Source organism: Mesorhizobium sp. P160927, assembly GCF_057766385.1.
Genome location: NZ_JBYMDW010000001.1, coordinates 1,758,037 through 1,776,570, shown reverse-complemented (window position 1 = coordinate 1,776,570; position 18,534 = coordinate 1,758,037). Strand labels below are relative to the sequence as shown.

19 protein-coding genes and 1 pseudogene are annotated in these 18,534 nt (G+C 59.4%); 11 read left to right on the top strand and 9 right to left on the bottom strand.

What is annotated here, in order from left to right; genetic code table 11:
- Positions 1–54: 54 nt before the first annotated feature.
- A complete protein-coding gene (locus AC3CB8_RS08690; RefSeq protein WP_352726684.1) occupies positions 55–318 on the bottom strand; it encodes a DUF982 domain-containing protein in 264 nt (87 codons plus the stop codon).
- A 135-nt stretch (positions 319–453) separates the two neighbouring features.
- On the opposite strand from AC3CB8_RS08690, the gene AC3CB8_RS08685 reads away from it, so the two are divergent.
- The 4 genes from AC3CB8_RS08685 (at position 454) to AC3CB8_RS08670 (ending at position 2,742) form a co-directional block, all read left to right on the top strand.
- Positions 454–1,560 (top strand): IS5 family transposase, encoded by a 1,107-nt coding sequence (locus AC3CB8_RS08685; protein ID WP_352726686.1) that lies wholly within the window; start codon positions 454–456, stop codon positions 1,558–1,560.
- Positions 1,557–1,883 (top strand): hypothetical protein, encoded by a 327-nt coding sequence (locus AC3CB8_RS08680; protein ID WP_352726689.1) that lies wholly within the window; start codon positions 1,557–1,559, stop codon positions 1,881–1,883. The genes AC3CB8_RS08685 and AC3CB8_RS08680 overlap by 4 nt, the downstream gene beginning before the upstream one ends.
- 335 nt (positions 1,884–2,218) lie before the next feature.
- Positions 2,219–2,563 (top strand): hypothetical protein, encoded by a 345-nt coding sequence (locus AC3CB8_RS08675; RefSeq protein ID WP_352726691.1) that lies wholly within the window; start codon positions 2,219–2,221, stop codon positions 2,561–2,563.
- A complete protein-coding gene (locus AC3CB8_RS08670; RefSeq protein WP_352726693.1) occupies positions 2,560–2,742 on the top strand; it encodes a hypothetical protein in 183 nt (60 codons plus the stop codon). Before AC3CB8_RS08675 ends, AC3CB8_RS08670 begins: the two co-directional genes overlap by 4 nt.
- 374 nt (positions 2,743–3,116) lie before the next feature.
- On the opposite strand, the gene AC3CB8_RS08665 is transcribed toward AC3CB8_RS08670, so the two are convergent.
- From AC3CB8_RS08665 to AC3CB8_RS08645, 5 genes and pseudogenes are all read right to left on the bottom strand, one after another.
- Positions 3,117–3,713, bottom strand: a complete 597-nt coding sequence (locus AC3CB8_RS08665; protein ID WP_352485908.1) for a zinc metalloprotease — start codon at positions 3,711–3,713, stop codon at positions 3,117–3,119.
- A gap of 66 nt (positions 3,714–3,779) precedes the next feature.
- A complete protein-coding gene (locus AC3CB8_RS08660) occupies positions 3,780–4,490 on the bottom strand; it encodes a hypothetical protein (RefSeq protein WP_352485909.1) in 711 nt (236 codons plus the stop codon).
- Entirely contained in the window at positions 4,490–4,636 is a 147-nt protein-coding gene (locus AC3CB8_RS08655) for a hypothetical protein (RefSeq protein ID WP_015314521.1), read from the bottom strand. The genes AC3CB8_RS08660 and AC3CB8_RS08655 overlap by 1 nt, the downstream gene beginning before the upstream one ends.
- A gap of 809 nt (positions 4,637–5,445) precedes the next feature.
- On the bottom strand, positions 5,446–6,213 hold the full coding sequence (locus tag AC3CB8_RS08650; RefSeq protein WP_488377278.1) for a hypothetical protein: 768 nt from the start codon (positions 6,211–6,213) through the stop codon (positions 5,446–5,448).
- Between the two features lie 313 nt (positions 6,214–6,526).
- A pseudogene (locus tag AC3CB8_RS08645) lies at positions 6,527–6,931 on the bottom strand (IS1595 family transposase); the annotation flags it as partial.
- A 606-nt stretch (positions 6,932–7,537) separates the two neighbouring features.
- On the opposite strand from AC3CB8_RS08645, the gene AC3CB8_RS08640 reads away from it, so the two are divergent.
- The 3 genes from AC3CB8_RS08640 to AC3CB8_RS08630 are packed head-to-tail and all read left to right on the top strand — an operon-like array spanning position 7,538 to position 11,170.
- Complete coding sequence (locus AC3CB8_RS08640) at positions 7,538–8,752, top strand: glycosyltransferase family protein (RefSeq protein ID WP_023782143.1); 1,215 nt, start codon at positions 7,538–7,540, stop codon at positions 8,750–8,752.
- Position 8,753: 1 nt separating this feature from the next.
- Positions 8,754–9,998, top strand: a complete 1,245-nt coding sequence (locus tag AC3CB8_RS08635; RefSeq protein WP_023770938.1) for a glycosyltransferase — start codon at positions 8,754–8,756, stop codon at positions 9,996–9,998.
- Complete coding sequence (locus AC3CB8_RS08630) at positions 9,995–11,170, top strand: glycosyltransferase family protein (RefSeq protein WP_023782144.1); 1,176 nt, start codon at positions 9,995–9,997, stop codon at positions 11,168–11,170. Before AC3CB8_RS08635 ends, AC3CB8_RS08630 begins: the two co-directional genes overlap by 4 nt.
- Before the next feature lie 206 nt (positions 11,171–11,376).
- Here the strand turns inward: AC3CB8_RS08630 and AC3CB8_RS08625 are convergent, their stop codons facing one another.
- Positions 11,377–12,048 carry a class I SAM-dependent methyltransferase gene (locus tag AC3CB8_RS08625; RefSeq protein ID WP_031240451.1) on the bottom strand — a complete coding sequence of 224 codons (672 nt, stop codon included), beginning with the start codon at positions 12,046–12,048 and terminating at the stop codon, positions 11,377–11,379.
- 84 nt (positions 12,049–12,132) lie between these two features.
- Here AC3CB8_RS08625 and AC3CB8_RS08620 point away from each other — a divergent pair, with 84 nt between their 5' ends.
- The 4 genes from AC3CB8_RS08620 (at position 12,133) to AC3CB8_RS08605 (ending at position 16,600) form a co-directional block, all read left to right on the top strand.
- On the top strand, positions 12,133–12,303 hold the full coding sequence (locus tag AC3CB8_RS08620; RefSeq protein ID WP_198030169.1) for a hypothetical protein: 171 nt from the start codon (positions 12,133–12,135) through the stop codon (positions 12,301–12,303).
- Between the two features lie 17 nt (positions 12,304–12,320).
- Positions 12,321–15,035, top strand: coding sequence for an ABC transporter transmembrane domain-containing protein (locus tag AC3CB8_RS08615; RefSeq protein WP_023782146.1), 2,715 nt, complete (start codon positions 12,321–12,323; stop codon positions 15,033–15,035).
- Between the two features lie 83 nt (positions 15,036–15,118).
- Positions 15,119–15,568 carry a cyclic nucleotide-binding domain-containing protein gene (locus tag AC3CB8_RS08610; RefSeq protein WP_023770941.1) on the top strand — a complete coding sequence of 150 codons (450 nt, stop codon included), beginning with the start codon at positions 15,119–15,121 and terminating at the stop codon, positions 15,566–15,568.
- A 177-nt stretch (positions 15,569–15,745) separates the two neighbouring features.
- The gene (locus AC3CB8_RS08605; protein WP_352547284.1) at positions 15,746–16,600 is read left to right on the top strand and encodes an MBL fold metallo-hydrolase; all 855 of its coding nucleotides are present in this window, start codon (positions 15,746–15,748) and stop codon (positions 16,598–16,600) included.
- A gap of 1 nt (position 16,601) precedes the next feature.
- Here the strand turns inward: AC3CB8_RS08605 and AC3CB8_RS08600 are convergent, their stop codons facing one another.
- Positions 16,602–17,366, bottom strand: coding sequence for a polysaccharide deacetylase family protein (locus AC3CB8_RS08600; RefSeq protein WP_352566307.1), 765 nt, complete (start codon positions 17,364–17,366; stop codon positions 16,602–16,604).
- Positions 17,363–18,451, bottom strand: a complete 1,089-nt coding sequence (locus AC3CB8_RS08595) for a glycosyltransferase family 4 protein (protein WP_352566309.1) — start codon at positions 18,449–18,451, stop codon at positions 17,363–17,365. Before AC3CB8_RS08595 ends, AC3CB8_RS08600 begins: the two co-directional genes overlap by 4 nt.
- Positions 18,452–18,534 lie beyond the last annotated feature (83 nt).

Genomic DNA, 18,534 nt, shown 5'->3' with positions numbered 1-18,534 from the left:
GGCGACCTGTTTACAGTAAGGCAGTCGAGGCCACGATGAAAAGCGGATCGGCGCTCAACGGAACGGATCTCGCTCAACGAGGATGTCTGCCTCCTTTGCGGCTTCAACGAAGGCCTTGCGAGCGTCGCGGGTTTCTTTCAGGCCTTCGAGCACGCCAAGGCAGGCTTTGCGGGCAGCGACATGTTTCTTGCCGGTTATCGCTGGCCATCGGTTCAACAAGATGTCCGCTGCCAGGACTACTCGGTCCACGGTGAAGAAAGTGTTCCTCGACCTGCCGAGCGCCACATGCACAGGCTTTTCAAATCGCTGGTCTTGCACGCAACCCTCCCAACCCGAACGCGACTCAATTCGAGATGAAGCAATAGGTTCCCAGTCTAGCAGGCTGTTGAAGAAGTGCTGGCGCGGTTGTTTGGAGCGTGATTCACTGCTCCCCGGAAGAATGGGGATTTGTGGATGCGCGGCTTAGACGAACGGACAGGCTCGCTGTTTTCGTATGTCGACCTTGAGGCGCGCGTTCGACGGGGCCATCCATTGCGGGTGATACGGGAGATCGTGAACGCGGCTCTTGTTGAGATGGACGGCGATTTTGCGGTTCTTTATCCGCCCGGGTTCGGCCGCCCGTCGATCGCGCCGGAACGGTTGCTGCGTGCGATGCTGTTGCAGGCCTTCTACGGCATTCGCTCGGAACGTCAATTGATGGAGCGGATGGAGTTCGATCTTCTGTTCCGCTGGTTCGTGGGGCTTGGTGTTGACGATGCGGCCTGGGATCATTCGAGCTTCACCAAGAACCGGGATCGGCTGTTGGAGGGTGAGATTGCGGCAAAGTTTCTGCGCGCGGTGCTGGCGCAGCCAAGGGTGAAGCGGCTTTTGTCGTCGGATCACTTCTCGGTGGACGGAACGCTGATCGAGGCCTGGGCTTCGATCAAGAGCTTCCGCCGCAAGGACGGGGACGACAATGGCCCGAATGGGGCGGGTCGCAACGCCGAGCGCGGCTTTCATAAGGAGAAGCGCTCCAACGACACACATCAGAGCACGAGCGACCCGCAGGCGCGGCTCTACAAGAAGGGCGACGGGCAGCCGGCGAAGCTCTGCTACATGGGGCATGCGCTGATGGAGAACCGTCATGGGCTGGCGGTTGACGGCGGCGTCACCCAGGCGACAGGTACGGCCGAGCGGGAGGCCGCGCTTGCTATGGTGGAACGCCGGCCATCACGGCGGCGCATCACGCTGGGTGCCGACAAGGCGTATGACGTGCGCGCTTTCATCGGGGACCTGCGTGAGCGCAAGGTCACACCGCACATCGCCATCGACGGCCATCTGAGCAAAACCGGCAAGCCTCGCGTGACGGCGATCGATGGCCGCACGAAGCGCCATCCGGGCTATGATATCAGCCAGCGCTGCCGCAAGCGGATCGAAGAGGTGTTTGGCTGGATCAAGGCCTCGGCCGGCATGGCCAAGGTCAAGCTGCGAGGATGCGCCCGTGTGGGCGCGGCCTTCACCTTGAACCTGGCGGCCTACAATCTGATCCGCCTGCCCAAGCTGCTGGCGGCCCCGGCATGAGCCTCACTGGCCGCTGGCGGATCGTCGCGATGCCCGACTATGTCGAGGACTATCGCGACATGATGGAGCCCGCCTACTTTGAGTTCGCGGCGGATGGCTCGGGCGAATTCGCCTTCGGATGTGTCACCGGGCAGATCTTCGGCGCCGGCGACGCCAACAATGTCGCCTTCTCCTGGCAAGGCAATGACGAAATGGACGAGGCCCAGGGCAATGGATGGGCTGAAATCCAACCAGACGGCTCTATCAGCGGACAAATCTGCTTCCATGGCGGCGACGAAGCAAACTTCGTCGCTCGAAAATGGACTTCTTCAACAGCCTGCTAGAGCTAGCCGAATCTACGACCTCTCCGTCGGAGCCGGCGAGAGGGACATTGCAGTCGCACGAAGAAGGCCCACATCCATCAGAGCGTCCGCTGCGCTCAGTGCGCCGCTAACCGGAAGGCATTCAATGATCTTCTTTTCGCGCTTCACGCAACCGGAAAGCGCGCATTCGAGATCGCCGGCCGTAAACTCAGCAGGAAACTTCTCGACCGCTGCCTCTGCCCTCTGGGCTAGCGCAGAAGTCTTCAAGATCGCCTCGAATCTGAAGTTGGCGCGGACAAAGCGCCCCGCATTGGACACACCGTCATGAAGACGTGCTATCTCTTGACCGCCCCATCATGCCGGTTCTCTATTTTTGCGATAGGGGTATGCCCTGCGGACGTTTTCGGGTAATTGCCTATTCCCCGAAAAAGGGCGTCGACTGGTGTGTCAGTTGGCAGGAGACCGAGCAGGAGGCGCTTGGCACACTGATCCCAAAAATCGTCGAGACCTTGAAAGCGGCTAAGGACAATGTGCAACGCCTTATGGACGCCGAGGATGTGGCGGCGGCGAAGAGGAAAAAAGAGCGAGAGGAGGAGTGGGAGCGCTACCTAAGCAAGAGGATGCCCGCAAGACAGATCAAGCTCTTGCCGATAGCCAGCAGCAGCTTGCGGAAATTATCGAAAGGTGGGGAAAGGCTATGACGGTAGAGCGCTTTTTCGCGGATGCTGAAGAGCGTCTGAAGCGTACGAACGACGGGCGGCGGCAGCGCCTGGAGGAGCGTCTGGCGCTCGCGAAGGCAATGATGGGAAACGCGGATCCGCTGGATTTCATAGAAAGCTGGGTAGCCCCGGAGGAGAGGCATCGTTCAAAGTTCAGCTAGTCAGTTTGGGTAGCCGGCACGGAAACGGGACCCGGAGAACTAAAGTTGAGCGCCGGAGAAATCAGCGGTGCGTCTGCATGATGGCTCAGGTGGTCAAGAAGATTTTGTCTTACGCACTACCGGCATTGGTGAGAACTCGTTTCGATCCAATCTCTAACATAATCCGGCTTACTGGTCGCCTGCCCATTTGAGAGTCAAGTGATGCCAGGTAGAGGCCTCCGCCACCGCCTCATGGACGGGCATAATGTCTGTCCACACTGTTCATTATACGAGCCTAAGATGATGGCCAAGTCCTGCGTCCGCAGCAGCGCGTACCACTACCACGAAAGACCTCCTGCATCGGCGGTTCACTCTTTCGAGATCGTCCACCACTGCTACCCGAAGCGCCTCTTGAGAAGGGGAAGCTCAGCCATTTCCTCGGCCGTCAGGATGAGCGCCTTCTTGGGCGTCCTCATCGTCCGTGCAACGAGCTCCGCGGCTAGCTGCTCGATCATCAACCCCTCGGCGATGATAATCTGAATGGTCTCTATCCAGAGCTCGTTGATCAGCACGTGCACCTCTTTGGCGGCCTGGTCGATGCCGCTGTCCGGGTACAGGATGTTGCGGAGCAACTGAATGTTTTCGACGACCTTGGTGTAGTCGTCTCGCCCTCCGCCGTGTGTCAACTGGTTCTCGGACTGCGCCTCCACCACGACGGCGTCTTCCATCTCTCCGGCTAACACGCCAGCAAAGGCTACCTTGCATCGATCGCGGGAGTAGGTGACGATTTCATCCTTGGTGCGCAACGGTCGCATCATGTTCGTCGAAGAGGAACCGCCGGGGCCGTAGATCTGCAGCGTGCCTTGGCCGATCTTGAAGTCGCCAACCTCAAAGCCGACCATCCGCGCCATAACGTGGTGGCCGAGCTCGTGTCGCGCCAGATGCATCAGGCGATCAGTCTCCTGCTCGCGGTGTTCGTCCTCAAAGCTCATCGGTCGCCCCTCAGTTCTCGCCAGTACCTAGCTCTCCAAGGATGGCAGATGGCGCTCGCGATAGCGCTAAAAAACGTCGGGCCTAATCCGCGCCATGACGGGCTCGAAGTCGGCGATGTCGAGGTTCCGGCCGACCGTGCCCATGTGCTGATATGTGTGTAGGTGCACCAGGCGATACGCGCTTGAGTAGCCGTACTGGCTGATCTGCCTAGGAAGGTGCTCGACGTGGATCATTCCGTTGCCAGCGAGGAAGCTCACGGCGCCCTTGATGTCGTCGTGGTGGATGCCGCTATACTCCTCGATCTTGTCGTACGTAACGTGCGCCAGATTGTTGTTTCGGTCGCGCCTTGAGACGATCAGAAGGTAGAGCTTGATGGCGTTCAGTTCGACCTGCCTCCGCAGCTTGAGCTCGTGGAAGAAGTCGATCTGATACTTGGCGTTATAGAGCGGCTTTGCCGGCAGCAGCGCATAGCCACGAAACGGGTCGAAGTCGCGGAGCCGGAACTCGCTCTGCCGGTCACCACGCTCGATGAAACGCGTCTCGAGGAGGCCGAGCCCAGCCGCGATCGTCGTCCGGCTGAGGCCGGTGGCGCGATGCAGCTTGTCGTAGGTGATCTTCACCTCACCCGTCTCCTGGTCGGCGTGCTGAGCGATCACCATGAGCGTCATGAGAGCAGCCAAGCCCTCGACGCGGTTCTCCTTGCCCCAGGTGAAGCCCTTGAGGCCACGGTCCTCGATCCAGGCATTCGGCAGGCGGACGAAGTTCTGCAGGGCCATCAGCGCTTCCCCTTCGGCTTGGTGTGCTCGTGAACGACCCAGATCGTGAAGGCAGCCAAGCCGAAGGCTGCGAGCGCGATCATGAGGGCGAGAATGACGGCCGGAGTGTTGGCCAGAGTAGTGATGAGTTCAGGCGCCTTTTCCATTGGCGAGGATCCTTTTGGTTCGCGTCGATGATGCGAAAAAAGCCGATCCAAACCACTCTATCTAGAACCAGTCCCCCCTGGGAATCGGCCAACCACGCTGCACAAGCGTTCCAAAACAACGCTTTAAGAGCAGATAGGCCATTCCATGAATACCTCTAAAGTAGTCCATGAACGCCTCGCTGTGAACTAAGAATCTGGTCCCGGGACATGTTGTCCGGGGTGCAGCATATACGCGCCTTGCCTGCGCGGGGGCACGATATCTCCAGCCAGCTGGAGGGCTTCCGCAGCCGGCTCATCGATGGAGATGTGGCCCTGCGGCACGGCGTCTTCGTCGCGGATGGGTACGCCCTAAGCCTCACATCTCTAGGTCAACACAGCGCCAGAAGCGCGCTCTCCCCAGAACGAAATGGGCAGCCTTCGGTTACCGCGTCATCGTCGAGTAGAGTTTCCGTCGCATTTTTCCACAGGAGGGTACGTCGAAATTGGTGCGGTCTCTTGTGCTTCCGTGATGCTTCCGCGCAAAAAACGCGAGGACACTTGCGAGAATCGTGATCGGATAACTATTTGATACCAATGTTGAAATTGGCGCACCCGACAGGATTCGAACCTGTGACCTCTGCCTTCGGAGGGCATCGGCTAACCTCTGCCCCAAATTGGAAAGCTTTGGACTAAGCCGCGCGCCTCCGATAGCAGAAGAGCGCCTCTTCGATAGTGGGTGTTGCGATGTAGCGGTCTACCGACTCGAACCCACATCACGGCGGGTCATCGAGGGCACTAACGTGGCCACCCGAGTAGCAACGGCTATCGGCTTATAAGATAAGGTGCGGGTATGCCGGCGTCGAGCAAACAGAGAATTTGGGAACGGAACTAATCCACAGAAATATTTTGTTGGTACTTCTGTTGGTTGGCACGGTTGCTATGTGAGTCCTAACCATAAGAGAACGCAGCCGGATTTCCTTCACTTGGATTCCGCCTCTGGGCACCAATTTCAATCTCACGCCCGTCATCGCGGCAGTCTCGACCGTGCTTACGCTGGTCTCGCTGGTCCTGATGAGCACGATCGAGGTCGCGGCAGCGCAGTGGCCAAGGTCGCCTTGCGTGAGGGTTTGCGCCGAGGAAGCAGCGCGCCCGAGCAGTTCAACATTGGGCGATAGCGCGGCCTGGGCGCCAAACATCATTCTTGGGAGATAGAGTTGACCGAAAGACGGATACTGGTCGGGCGTGCTTTCATGTTCGCACAGTTTCACTCCGCAGATTACTTGGCGTGCCGCTTCGAAATCAGGCGAGGGAAAGATGTGATTGCGCATGCAAGGCAATCCGGAACGACCTTTGGCGGTATCGTCAATCGCGTCGAGGAACTCGGCTATAAGGCTATTCCAACGGTTTCGGCTGTTGCGCCGCCTGGCGGCCTTGTGGATTACGACTTCTAAGTTGAGATACGCGCCGCGCTGATAGCCCAGGTTCGCCAGGAAATATATGACGCGATCGCGCTTGAGCTGCACGGCGCCATGGCGACGACCGGCCACAGGACGACTTGAGGGACTGGCCGGTAGGTTTAATTTGGTGGTCGTTCTCATGCGCCTTAGCCCGTCCTTCCCTGTGGTTTGGGTGCATCAACGCCGGTGATTCGGGAAAATCACCGCCGTTTGGATTCGAACCACGGAAGACAGAACTGGCAATCCCTCTCGCCGGTCAGGTGTAGAGCGCCGATGTGCAGTCGCATTGCGCACCAGGATATCGCGCACAGCGGCCTTGGTGGCTTGCCGTGAACCATGCGGACTTGCCGCCACGCTCGACCAGACCGATAACGGCGCGCTTCGGCTTCACCTTGCGCTTCAATCGCGCCTGGCCCTTGCGCTGAGGTGAAGGTAATCGCGGTCCCACGCGCCCGATGCCAGGTTTCGTCGGCTCCTACGATCTTGCCTTCGCCACCAAACGGGCCAGAAGACTTAATGTCTCCCGCCATCGCTTCTCGAATGCCGTGAACCATGAACCAAGCGATTTTGTTGGTGACGCCGAGCATACGGCGCGGTTGGTGCTCGGAGATGCCTTTCTTGGACGACGCGTAGAGCTGCGAAGGCCAGAGAATGGCAGGCGCCATGTGTTGCACTTGTGGAAGCCGGGCGAGTAGACCTGCGGTGAAGCTTGGTTATGCGATCCGGATTGGCATTGCCGCAATGTGAGCAATAACGGACCACGCGGCCAATGAATGGCCTCCAAAGGCTCGCGAGCCTTCTCGGCGGCGTGGTAATTCGGTTGGTCATGGTCGAACCTTGCGAGATAACTAGAGGCCATCGCGATCGACGGGCAAACGGTCTTGCACACGCACACCTGCGGGCGGTGCGTTGTAAGCGCTAGCATCCACTCGATTCTTGCTGGAATTCCGGCTAGCTTGGCGACAAATGGCTCAGTTCTGGTCGGTGGATCACAATCAAACCGCCCGTCAACAGATTGATGGGCAGCACCTTTGGTCCCCCAAGACCGAGGGTAATGGCGCGCGAAGTGAGTTCCACAACAAATATGGGCCGGGGACGCGTGGCGACCAATCAATTGGCCACATGGGCAGCAGAGCGGAATTCGCCTTCACCGCTCCGAACCGATGGAATTCGCAGACACCGGAACTTTTTGGAATCAAGAGGGATGATTTCTGCCGATCTTTTGGATACCACATTCCCCTTCGATCCCTCTCAAAACGACAACAGGGGTCTCGGCCCGCTCTCGCAAGGCGATATTCGCCAATCCAAGTTTCGGACCCAGACAATCGGAAGGCCTGTCTGACCGGCATCCCACGGAAGTAATACAGATTGAAAATGGCGGCCTCCTATTTCAAAGCCACGATGGTTTCGAAGCCGGCCCGTCGCTCACGGTCCTCAAGGCGAGAATTCTAAGAGACGTTCACCAATGACCCAGCACGCAGAAAACGCTCGAATTCTCATGTACAGCCACGACACGTTCGGGCTCGGCCACCTGCAGCGCTGCCGGACTATCGCGCATTCGCTGGTCGAGGAATTCCGGGGACTTCAGGTACTTATCATTTCGGGTGCGACCATCGCTGGCGCCTTCGACTACCGTGCCCGTGTCGACTTCGTGAAGATCCCCAGCGTCATCAAATTGCGCAACGGCGAATACACCTCGCTGGAAAAGGATATCGATCTGCATGAGACGCTGAGGCTGCGCCAGTCGATCATCCGCCACACAGCCGAGACCTTCCGGCCGGATATCTTCATCGTCGACAAGGAACCGCTCGGCCTGCGCGGTGAGATAGAGGATACTCTGTCCTACCTCAAGACGCGCGGCACCACGCTGGTGCTTGGCCTGCGCGAGGTGATGGATGCGCCGCACCTTCTCGAGGCAGAGTGGGCGCGCAGGGATGTGATGCGCAAGATAGGCCTGTTCTACGACAAGGTCTGGGTCTACGGCCCGCCCGATTTCTACGATCCGCTGACCGGCCTGGATGTGCCGCCGGCTGTCAGGGCAAAGATGAGTTTCGTTGGTTTCCTGCAACGGAGCCTGCAGCGGAACGAGTTGCCCGGCCACCGGCCCGACGGCGACTATATCCTGGTTACCACCGGTGGCGGCGGCGATGGTGCCGAATTGATTCACGACGTCTTCGATGCCTATCAGCAGGATCCTCAACTGCAACACAGGGCCCTGATTGTACTTGGGCCCTACATGCCGGCACGCAAGCGCAACAAGCTGCTCAAGAAGGGGTCCAAGATCCCCTACATCAAGATGATCGAGTTCGACAACCGTATGGAAGACCTGATTGCAGGCGCCAAGGCGGTAGTTGCCATGGGTGGTTACAACACCTATTGCGAGATATTATCTTTCGACAAGCCGGCGCTGATCGTGCCGCGGATTGAGCCCCGCCAGGAACAACTGATTCGCGCTCGGCGCGCAGCGGAACTCGGGCTGATCGAGCTGCTTCTGCCGGATGAAGCCAAGGACTCCCAGCGATTCGCCGATGCACTAGTGGCTCTGCCAGACCGGTCCCGCCCCTCACAGAGTAACCCGCATCTGACGCTGGAAGGACTGCCTCACATTTCCGAGATTGTCGCGTCATTGCTCGACCGGCGGGCCGGCCATCACCTTTCGGTCGTTGAAGGAACCAACTGACTTGCAACGTCGCAAGATCGTCGTGGTCCTGAAGGGCTATCCGCGGCTGTCGGAAACTTTTATCGCGCAGGAACTGCTCGGTCTGGAACGCGCAGGGTTCGATCTGATTCTCGTTGCGCTCAGGCGCCCCACCGACGCAAAACGGCACCCCGTGCATGACGAGATCAAAGCGCCCGTCCACTACCTGCCGGAATATCTGCACGACGAGCCGCTACGCGTGCTTCGCTCGTTGTTTGCCTATTTGCCGCGGCCGAGCTTCTGGCGCGCGCTCGGATCGCTGGCCGCCGATATGCTCCGCGACTTTACGCGCAATCGTGCACGTCGCTTCGGGCAAGCGCTGGTGCTGGCGGCCGAATGGCCGGAAGACGCGGGATGGTTGCATGCGCATTTCGTGCACACACCGGCATCGGTGACGCGCTATGCCAGCCAGCTTCGTAGCCTGCCCTGGAGCTGCTCAGCCCATGCCAAGGACATCTGGACTTCGGCGGACTGGGATTTGGCTGGCAAACTTTCCTCGGCCCGCTGGACAGTCACCTGCACGAAAACCGGCTTCGATCGTCTGAAAAAACTCGCCAACGGCAACTCGTCTGTGCATCTGAGCTATCATGGGCTCGACCTTCATCGCTTCGGCAGTTTCGGCGACGCGCGAAAACAGCATGACGGCTCGGAGCCGGCCGGAGCGGTTGTCGTACTGAGTGTCGGTCGCGCCGTCGAAAAGAAGGGTTACGATACCTTGCTGGAAGCCCTTGCCCTCTTGCCGGGCGATTTGGCCTGGCGTTTCGAGCATATCGGCGACGGCGAGGAACTGGAACGGCTCAAGGCGATGGCGCAAAAGCTCGGACTGGACGATCGCGTCGCCTGGAAAGGCGCGCTTGCGCAGGAGCAGGTGCTTGAGCACTACCGCTGCGCCGACATCTTCGCCCTGGCCTGCAGGATCACGGCAAATGGCGACCGGGACGGCTTGCCAAATGTTCTCGTGGAGGCAGCTAGCCAGCGGCTTGCCTGCGTGTCCACCGATGTTTCTGGTGTGCCGGAGCTTATATCGCCCGATGAAACCGGGCTTCTGGTACCGACAAATAGCCCAATCGCACTGGCACAGGCGCTGGAGCGCCTGATCCGGGATCCCGTGCTGCGCGCCCGCCTGGGCGATGCCGCAGAGCGGCACGTGCGCGGCAATTTTGATCATATGGCCAGCATTGGACAGCTGACGGAACTGTTCGAGCGCGAGTGGCGGGCCGTCGATTGAAGCAGCTGCGCGCCTTCCTCTATGTTCAGCACCTGCTCGGTATCGGGCATCTCGCACGGACCAGCCACATTGCGGCGGCTCTGGTCGATGACGGGTTTGACGTAACGATCGTGACCGGCGGACCTCCGGTCGCTGGGTTTCCGGGACTGGGGGTAAAACTTGTAACCCTGCCGCCTGTCACCTCCGGTGATGAAAGATTTTCCGGACTTGTCGACCTGCAGGGCATACCCATAGACGTGGATTTCAAGAAACGCCGTTCAGAGATGCTGCTCCAGGCATTCCGGGATTGCAGGCCTGATGTCGTGATTGTCGAGGCGTTTCCATTTGGACGCCGGCAGATGCGATTCGAACTCTTGCCGCTGATCGAGGCTATCAACGCGTCGTCCCCCAGACCGCTGCTGGCGACGTCCATTCGTGATATCCTTCAGGAGCGCGTCAAGCCGGGCCGAAACCAGGAAACGCTTGATCTGGTCAATAGGCATTTCGATCTTATTATGGTCCACGGCGACCCGGCTTTTGCAACCCTCGACAAGACATTTCCACTGGCCGGGGCGATCAAGACCGAGGTCACCTACACGGGGCTCGTTGCCGGGCCACCATCGCCCGCCGCCTCCGAGCGCTTCGACGTTCTGGTGTCAGTTGGCGGCGGGGCTGCCGGAAACAGCCTTGTAAGCTCCACCATCGAAGCTGCGCGGAATGCCAGGAACGGTTGGAAATGGTGTTTGATCACCGGCCCAAACCTGCCGAAAGACCAGTTTGACGCGATTGCACACGACGTCCCGCCGGGCCTGTCCATCTTCCGGTTCCGCAAGGATTTCGCCAGCCTGCTGACGGGTGCCCGCCTGTCAGTCTCGCAGGCGGGTTACAACACGGTCTGCGATGTCCTGCGCGCGGGTTGTCGCTCCCTGCTCGCCCCATTTGCAGCCGGCGGTGAAACAGAACAAACGGTTCGCGCCCTGCTGCTCGAAGAACTCGGCCTTGCGACGGTTGTGATGGAAAGGGACCTGACGCCTGAAGGTTTGGCGAAAGCGATCGAAGCCGCGCTTGTGGCACCTGGACCGTCCGCGCATCGTCTCAACCTGGACGGCGCCCGTCACTCGGCGCAAATCCTGCGCGACCGGCATCGAACATGGTCCCTAAGACAGGGGCTTCGTCTCAACAAAAGCTCATGATCGAACGGACGACAAATCCCAACGCCGTTCAGGTTTCGCGGAAAACGCAGAACAGCTCTACCTCTTAGTCTTGACGCAAGTCCGGACAGAGAGCCGATCACATTTTCCTGGATTTGCTCTGACGCGCGTCGCTTCTGGTGAGCTTCGTGCGACGCGCTCCACGGCGTGTTTTATGGATCGAAAACCGCTAGGCGGTTGGGCGAAAGCTAGACCGTTCCAATCAGCATGAAGCGCGTATAATTTTTGGTGGGCAGCTCGCCGGAGAACCGCACCTCCCGCAGCGCCGCCATTGCTTCGAAGGCTGCCAACGAAGCCACGCAGTTGACGTGCGTTGGCTCGCTGAAATAATCGTTCGATTGCAGCAGAACAGTCGTCCCCTGCGGAAGCAGAGCAAGCCAGGCGGGCAGATCGGCTATGTGTTCGCAGCTCGTATTGACGGTCAGGTCGGGACGCCCGGCCGCATAGTCGAGTGCGTACATATCTGCCGTCAGGGCCCGGAACCGGTCGCCGGCATCCCGGTTTAACGTCTGGGCGACAGGCGCGACTTCGGGATCGATGTCGATGCTATCAACCGCTGCGATGTCGAAGCGGGCATCGTTGAAAAACATTGCCGACAACACGCCATACCAACCACCCAGAACCCATATTCGCCCGAAGCGCCCGCCGCTGTTTTCGAACAGCCTATCGAGCGCCCACATCTTGCAGGCGACCTGTTTGTGGTTGAAGGCGTTGCCTATATCGGCGTTCGGATGCTGGGCGATGACGCGCGCCAGCCCTGCCACGAGAGGACGGTCGGCATAGGCCGCAATTCCGCGCGTGAGGTCCAAGGCTTGCTCGCGCCAGTCCATGCCGGCATTGCGTGGTTGCGTGACATCCATCATATTCGTCTTGTATGGTGGGAGTTCGGGCGACACAACGCAATCTTGCCCCCCGCAAGGCCGTTTTGATCCGGGGATTTGATTATGCTGTTAGCCGCTTCGCCATTGCCCGGTGCCGGAGAGAGCCGGCTGCATCTGTCGGGACAATCGGCGTCTTTCGTGCACTGCATGTTCGAGCTTGTCATCGGCGACGAAGAAATTGCCGATACGCCATGCGCCGGTAGCCGCTTCTTCATCCCCCATCCTTCCAACTGAAGGCTCCACGGCCGCATATGGAACCCAGTCTCGCCCGCTATATCTGGACGCACACCAAAAAGCAGCAGCTTTGGATATTGATGATCGTCGTGCTTTCGATGGTCCCGTATTTCATGTCCTTCGACCTGCCGAAACTCATCGTCAACGGCCCGATTCAAGGTAGGGGCTTCGAGCAAGTGGGCGCGACCCAGCCATTCATGAGGCTGCATTATAGCCTGCCCTTCATTGGCGACGTCCTGTTCTTCTCCGGTTTTCAGCTCGGCCGCAAGGCGACGCTGTTTGCCCTGAGCCTTGTGTTTCTCCTCCTGGTCGTCATCAACGGCCTATTTAAACTCTACATCAACACCTACAAGGGCCGTCTCGGCGAACGCATGCTGCGGCGTATCCGCTTCGATCTGGTCGATCGTGTGCTGCGGTTTCCGCCGGTTTATTTCAAGCGGGTGAAATCCGCCGAAGTGGCGACCATGGTGAAGGACGAGGTGGAGCCGCTGGGCGGCTTTATCGGCGATGCCTTCCTGCAGCCGGTACTGCTCGGCGGTCAGGCGCTGACGGCCATGCTCTTCATCATGGTCCAGAACGTCTGGCTCGGACTGATAGCGGTCGTGATCGTGACGATCCAGATCGTGCTCATCCCGCGAATGCGGCGGCGGCTGATCGTGCTCGGGCGCCAACGGCAATTGACGGCGCGCGCACTTTCGGGCCGGGTTGGCGAAATCGTCGACGGTATCGGCGCGGTTCACGTCCACGATACATCAAACTATGAGCGTGCCGATATAGCTGCCCGGCTCGGGCTCATATTCAAGATCCGCTTCGATCTTTACCAATGGAAATTCATGGTAAAGTTCCTCAACAATTTTCTCGCGCAGCTCACGCCCTTTCTGTTCTACATGATCGGCGGCTACCTAGCCATTGAGGGTCGGCTGGACGTCGGCCAACTCGTAGCCGTGATCGGCGCCTACAAGGATCTGCCGGGACCGATGAAGGAACTGATCGACTGGGATCAGGATCGGCAAGATGTCCAGGTCAAATATCAGCAGGTCGTTGAACAGTTCACCGTGGAGGGTCTCATTGAGCCTAGAATTGGGGCGTTGGCGATCGACGATCCCGATCCGATGACCAAACCCCTGTCGGCGATCGGTCTGTCCATAGCAGACGATGGCGGTGCGATGCTTCTCAACCGTGTCTCCCTCCAGGTCAAGCCGGGTGAGACGGTGGCGCTGGTCAGCACCGCAACAGGCGGAGCCGAAGCGCTTGCAGAAGCCTTCGCGCGGCTCAACTGGCCCGACAGCGGAAGGATCGCTTCGGGTTCCGACGACCTGCTTGAACTCCCCGAAGCAGTTACCGGACGGCGCATGTCGTATGCCTCGTCGGATGTTTTCCTGTTCCAGGCAAGCCTCCGCGATAACTTGCTCTACGGATTGAAGCATGCGCCGATGACACCGGTGACTTATGACGGTGCCGCGGCAGACCAGCACCGCTGGGACATGGAAGAGGCGCACCGGTCGGGCAATCCAGATCTTGATATCCGCAGCGACTGGATCAACTATGCTTCCGCCGGAGCCACCGGCCCGCACGACCTATTTGAAGCCGTGCGCCGGGTGCTCGACGCGGTTGTTCTGTCGCGCGACATTCTGGATCTTGGCTTGCGCTCGTCGGCCGACCTCAAACGTCACACGGAACTTGCCAGGCGGATCGTCGAACTGCGAGCGGCGTTGCGAACCCGGCTTGAACAGGAAGGGCTGAGCGGACTGGTGGTTCCTTTCGAACCGGGCGCCTACAACAAGGAAGCGACCATCGGCCAGAACCTGCTCTTCGGCGCTGCGGCCGGCCCGGAACTGGCGGACAGGGCGCTGGCGGCCAACCCCTATTTTTCTTCTGTGCTGAATCAAGCCGGCCTCGACCGCACGCTCTACGAAATGGGCATGGAAATCGCCGAACAGGCGATCGAGCTCTTTGCCGACCTGCCAGCCGATCACCAGTTTTTCCAGCAGCTCGCCTTCATGAGCGCCGAGGAGATACCGGCCTACGAAACCTTGCTGCAACGACTCAAGAACCGTCCCTACGAGGCGGTTTCGGAGACCGACCGCGCCATGATCGTCAGCTTGAGCTTTGCCTATATCGAGCCCCGGCACCGCTTCGGCCTGCTGAGCGATGAACTGATGAGCAAGATCGTCACTGCCCGCAACCGGTTCTATGAAAACCTGCCGACCGAGCTGCATAGCGCGATCGAACGGTATGATCCGGGCAAATACATCGCCGCGGCTACTGTCATGGACAATGTGCTGTTCGGGCGTGTGGGCAACAACCACCCCGACGCGCCGGACCGCATACGCTCAATCCTCTATGACATTCTTGACGAGCTGGGGCTTTATGGCGAACTTCTCAATGTCGGCCTGGATTTCAACGTCGGCGCCGGCGGCAGGCGGCTGACCGGTGGACAGAGACAGAAGCTCGACGTTGCCCGAGCCCTGCTCAAGCGTCCCGATTTTCTCATTCTCAACCGGCCGCTATCGGCGCTCGATCAACGCATGCAAGATAGGGTGTTGCGAAACGTGCTCGAGGAAGCCAGACGCGACGGCCATTCGCCGGCAATTGTGTGGGTCGTGACGAATCCGTCAATGGCGATGATGTTCGATCGCGTCATCGTCTTCGACTCGGGTGAATTGGTGGAAGACGGAACACACGAGACACTTTTGGCAGGCAACGGTGTCTTCAAGGAACTGGTGTCGTAGAGGGACGTCGCGGATGCGGAACCAATTCCATCTGGGCGCGTGTTGCTCTAGTCTGGCAAACGCTAATTTTGAGGTTTGCGACAATGCTGCTCAAGGATGAAGTTGGAATGCTGCAACGCGTTCCCTTGTTTTCTGGCATCGAGTTGACAAAGCTCAAACTGCTTGCGTTCACATCCGATCGCGTGAGCTACGGCGCGGGCCAGATTCTGTTCCGGCAGGGCGACGAGGGAGATGCCGCCTATGTCATCCTTTCAGGCAGGGCAGAGATTCTGGTCGATTCCGACAGAGGGCCGATAAAAGTAGCCGAAATGGTGCCAAATTCAATTGTTGGCGAGATCGCCATACTTTGCAACAGCTCGCGCACTGCCACCGTCAGAGCGGCAAGTCAGCTGGAAGCCTTGAGAATCCGAAAGGATCATTTCCTGAGGCTCATGAAGGAGTCCCCCGAAATGACCATTGAGATATTGCGGGTTCTTGCCGATCGCCTAAGCCACACCACCGCCGATCTGATCGATGCACGAAGTGCCAAATAGCGAATGAACCGCGGTCGATGCTTCCCGTCATCATAGCGCGGGCCTCTTGCTGAAAAGGTCACTGGGAAAACCGGTCTGGCCTCGTTCCGGGCGGAAAGCGGTTCACAATTTTCCTGAATTTGCTCTAGCGGCAGTTGTTTGGCTACGATGAGCGACGGGAACTGCGAAGGGGCTACCATGGACGACGACGTTTTCCTGGTCAGGTTTTGGGGGGTGCGCGGCAGCATCCCGGTATCGGGGCCAGAATTCTCTCGCCATGGCGGCAACACAAGCTGCATTGAGATGCGCTGTGGTAAGCATACGCTTCTGTTCGACGCGGGCTCTGGCATGCGGCCTGCCGGCGGGGCGCTTCGGACGTTGGGCGTGACCGATTTCGACCTACTTTTCACCCATTGCCACTACGATCACATTATCGGGCTGCCGTTCTTTGCGCCGATCTACGACCGGAGCGTCACGGTTACGCTTTGGTCCGGGCATCTTGCAGGGCGCATGACGACGCGGCAAATGGTCGATGCTTTCATGCGGCCGCCTTGGTTTCCAGTGAAGCTGGAGGTCTGCAAGGCAAGCCTCGACTACCGCGACTTCGTGTCCGGAGACGTGCTTCGGCCGCGCGAAGGGGTGGTGGTCCGGACGGGCAGTCTTGTTCACCCAGGCGGCTGCATCGGCTACCGGGTCGAATGGGGCGGCCGCGTCGTGTCGGTGATCACAGACACTGAGCATGAGCCCGACAAACTCGATCGCACGGTGCTCGGCCTGATCGAAGATGCCGACCTCGTCATCTACGACTGCACCTACACCGATGAGGAAATGGAACGCCGCCGCGGTAACGGGCACTCGACATGGCAACAGGGGGTCAAACTCTGTGGGGCGGCCGGTGCGCGAGGGCTTGCGCTGTTTCACCACGATGCGACACGCACCGACGAGGAACTGGATGAGATCGAGAAACTGGCCAAAGACAGGTTTGCTGGCGCTTTTGCCGCGCGGGATGGGCTGACCCTCGAATTTCCAGTCTCATTGCACAAAGGGCGCTGAGCTATTTTCCTCTGCCTGCGCAGCGCCCGATCAATGTCCTGATTGGAACCCATGCGCAGGATTCGATCTGTGCAGTGACTGTGAACAGCCGTTCAAGGAAACGCCACGCCGATTCATCATGTACGAGATGATGGGTGAGCAGGCCGACCGGTTCGTCGTCGAATGCATGCTGCAAGTGCGCGATGATTGCCTGGACCAATAGGCCGTGATCGCGACAGCCGCGCGTGCCATGCCAATCCATGATGTCGACATTGCTGTTGATGACCGCCAGTGGAGCCGGCTTCGGCGGCCCGAAGACCGACAAGGCCGCAAATCCTATTGATCCAAGGTCGGATACGAGGTCGGCGTCGATCCTGTTCCAGGGGGGCACGAGCATCGGGACGGTGCGCGCGCCGTGCAGGTCCGTTACGTGCGACAGCCCGCCAGCCAATTCATCGAGGACGGCCTCGCGTGGCCGATGGGCGCCGAGTTCCTGCTTTTTCTGGCCTTCGGGCGCATGATTTCGATGCGCCCAGCCATGGATGGCGACTGTGGCATGCGGCGCCTCGTCGAGCCGGGCGACAAGCTTCTCATCCGTGAAAGCCGGAATGACGGCCAGAGTGGCAGGAACCGCGAATTCACCGGTGAGGTCGAGCAGCCGATCAAGCGCAGGCATAGGATCCACGGCATCATCGTCGCGCAGCCAGAACTCTGACTTACGACCCGCCCCTTGCCGGCCCGCCAGTTCTTCCACCAAGGGCTGCCAGATCCGATCGGACGATGTCATGAGACCGAGATCTTCGGAAGAAGTTCGGCCAGATGCGCCGCTGCAACGTCGAGGGAACGTTCTTCAAGGATGAAACGTCTGGCTTCTTCAGCCATGATGGTTCTCTCGTCTTTACGGGCCAGAAGCCTTTCAATGGCAGAAGCGAAGGCCGCCACATCGTGCGGCGGGGTGAGAAATCCGGTCTGGCCATCTCGTACAACTTCCGGCACGCCGGCGATGTCCTGAGCCACCACCGGAAGGCCGGCAGCCTGTGCCTCAAGATAGGCAACGCCATAGGCCTCGCCGTAACCCGGCCAGACGTAAATTCCTCCACCGTAGAGGACATCCGGCACGGCGGCTGGGTCAATCGCGCCAAGCCATTCGATACGCTCGGCGGCAAAGCCGGCGAATAGCGCCTTGACGTCGTCACGGGCAGGCCCGTCGCCGACGACCGACATGGTCCAGGGCAAGTGGCCGATCTGACCGAGCGCTTGCGCCAGCATGCGATAGCTTTCGACTTTGTCACCCGGTCGCATCATGGCAACAGCAACGAGGCGCGTTGGGCAACCTCGTGCCGGCATTTCATGGAAGACCGATGTGTCGATGAAGGGTGACAGCATATGAAGAGCGACCTGGGGTATCGCATCTGCCAATCCCTGACGATCCCTTTGCGTGAAGCAGATGTTCAGCGCCGCCTGTTCGACGGCTTGGACCACCAACGCTTGCGTATCAGCCCACAAACCGGCATTGCGTCGCCTCGAATAGGAAGCTTCCGCTGTCACATAAGGGACAGCAAAGGTCGACGCCAACTCGGGCCCGATCAGGTCGGGCGCCTTGTAATAAGGATGATAGCAGAACCATAGATCGGGCTTGCCGTCACGCTCCCAAAGCCGGGTCAGCCGCGCGGCTTCCTCTCGGGCCTCTATCTTGAGCGCATCGAAACTTTGCGGCTCCGGTTCGCGTAGATAGAAGCGCAATTCGGATGCCAGTTCGACGCTGTGTCCTCCATGCTCCAGCGCCTTGACCAGCATGCGTGCCATCTGACGGTCGCCGGAGGCAACGGAATGATTGGGTGACTTCAGCGGCGCGTAGAAGGCAATTCGCATTGTGCGACCCTATCATCGGAAAGCATGCGCAAGTCAATTTCGAAGCATCATCGACTGCACCTTCAAGCAGCGGAATGTGCTAT

Coding starts and splice junctions, on each gene's coding strand:
- AC3CB8_RS08620 (WP_198030169.1), top strand. CDS start 12,133: ATGCTGTTAGCCGCTTCGCCATTGCCCGGTGCCGGAGAGAGCCGGCTG.
- AC3CB8_RS08655 (WP_015314521.1), bottom strand. CDS start 4,636: ATGGAAAAGGCGCCTGAACTCATCACTACTCTGGCCAACACTCCGGCC.
- AC3CB8_RS08680 (WP_352726689.1), top strand. CDS start 1,557: ATGAGCCTCACTGGCCGCTGGCGGATCGTCGCGATGCCCGACTATGTC.
- AC3CB8_RS08595 (WP_352566309.1), bottom strand. CDS start 18,451: ATGCGAATTGCCTTCTACGCGCCGCTGAAGTCACCCAATCATTCCGTT.
- AC3CB8_RS08650 (WP_488377278.1), bottom strand. CDS start 6,213: ATGAGAACGACCACCAAATTAAACCTACCGGCCAGTCCCTCAAGTCGT.
- AC3CB8_RS08670 (WP_352726693.1), top strand. CDS start 2,560: ATGACGGTAGAGCGCTTTTTCGCGGATGCTGAAGAGCGTCTGAAGCGT.
- AC3CB8_RS08625 (WP_031240451.1), bottom strand. CDS start 12,048: ATGGATGTCACGCAACCACGCAATGCCGGCATGGACTGGCGCGAGCAA.
- AC3CB8_RS08640 (WP_023782143.1), top strand. CDS start 7,538: ATGACCCAGCACGCAGAAAACGCTCGAATTCTCATGTACAGCCACGAC.
- AC3CB8_RS08600 (WP_352566307.1), bottom strand. CDS start 17,366: ATGACATCGTCCGATCGGATCTGGCAGCCCTTGGTGGAAGAACTGGCG.
- AC3CB8_RS08665 (WP_352485908.1), bottom strand. CDS start 3,713: ATGAGCTTTGAGGACGAACACCGCGAGCAGGAGACTGATCGCCTGATG.
- AC3CB8_RS08675 (WP_352726691.1), top strand. CDS start 2,219: ATGCCGGTTCTCTATTTTTGCGATAGGGGTATGCCCTGCGGACGTTTT.
- AC3CB8_RS08605 (WP_352547284.1), top strand. CDS start 15,746: ATGGACGACGACGTTTTCCTGGTCAGGTTTTGGGGGGTGCGCGGCAGC.
- AC3CB8_RS08685 (WP_352726686.1), top strand. CDS start 454: ATGCGCGGCTTAGACGAACGGACAGGCTCGCTGTTTTCGTATGTCGAC.
- AC3CB8_RS08660 (WP_352485909.1), bottom strand. CDS start 4,490: ATGGCCCTGCAGAACTTCGTCCGCCTGCCGAATGCCTGGATCGAGGAC.
- AC3CB8_RS08615 (WP_023782146.1), top strand. CDS start 12,321: ATGGAACCCAGTCTCGCCCGCTATATCTGGACGCACACCAAAAAGCAG.
- AC3CB8_RS08610 (WP_023770941.1), top strand. CDS start 15,119: ATGCTGCTCAAGGATGAAGTTGGAATGCTGCAACGCGTTCCCTTGTTT.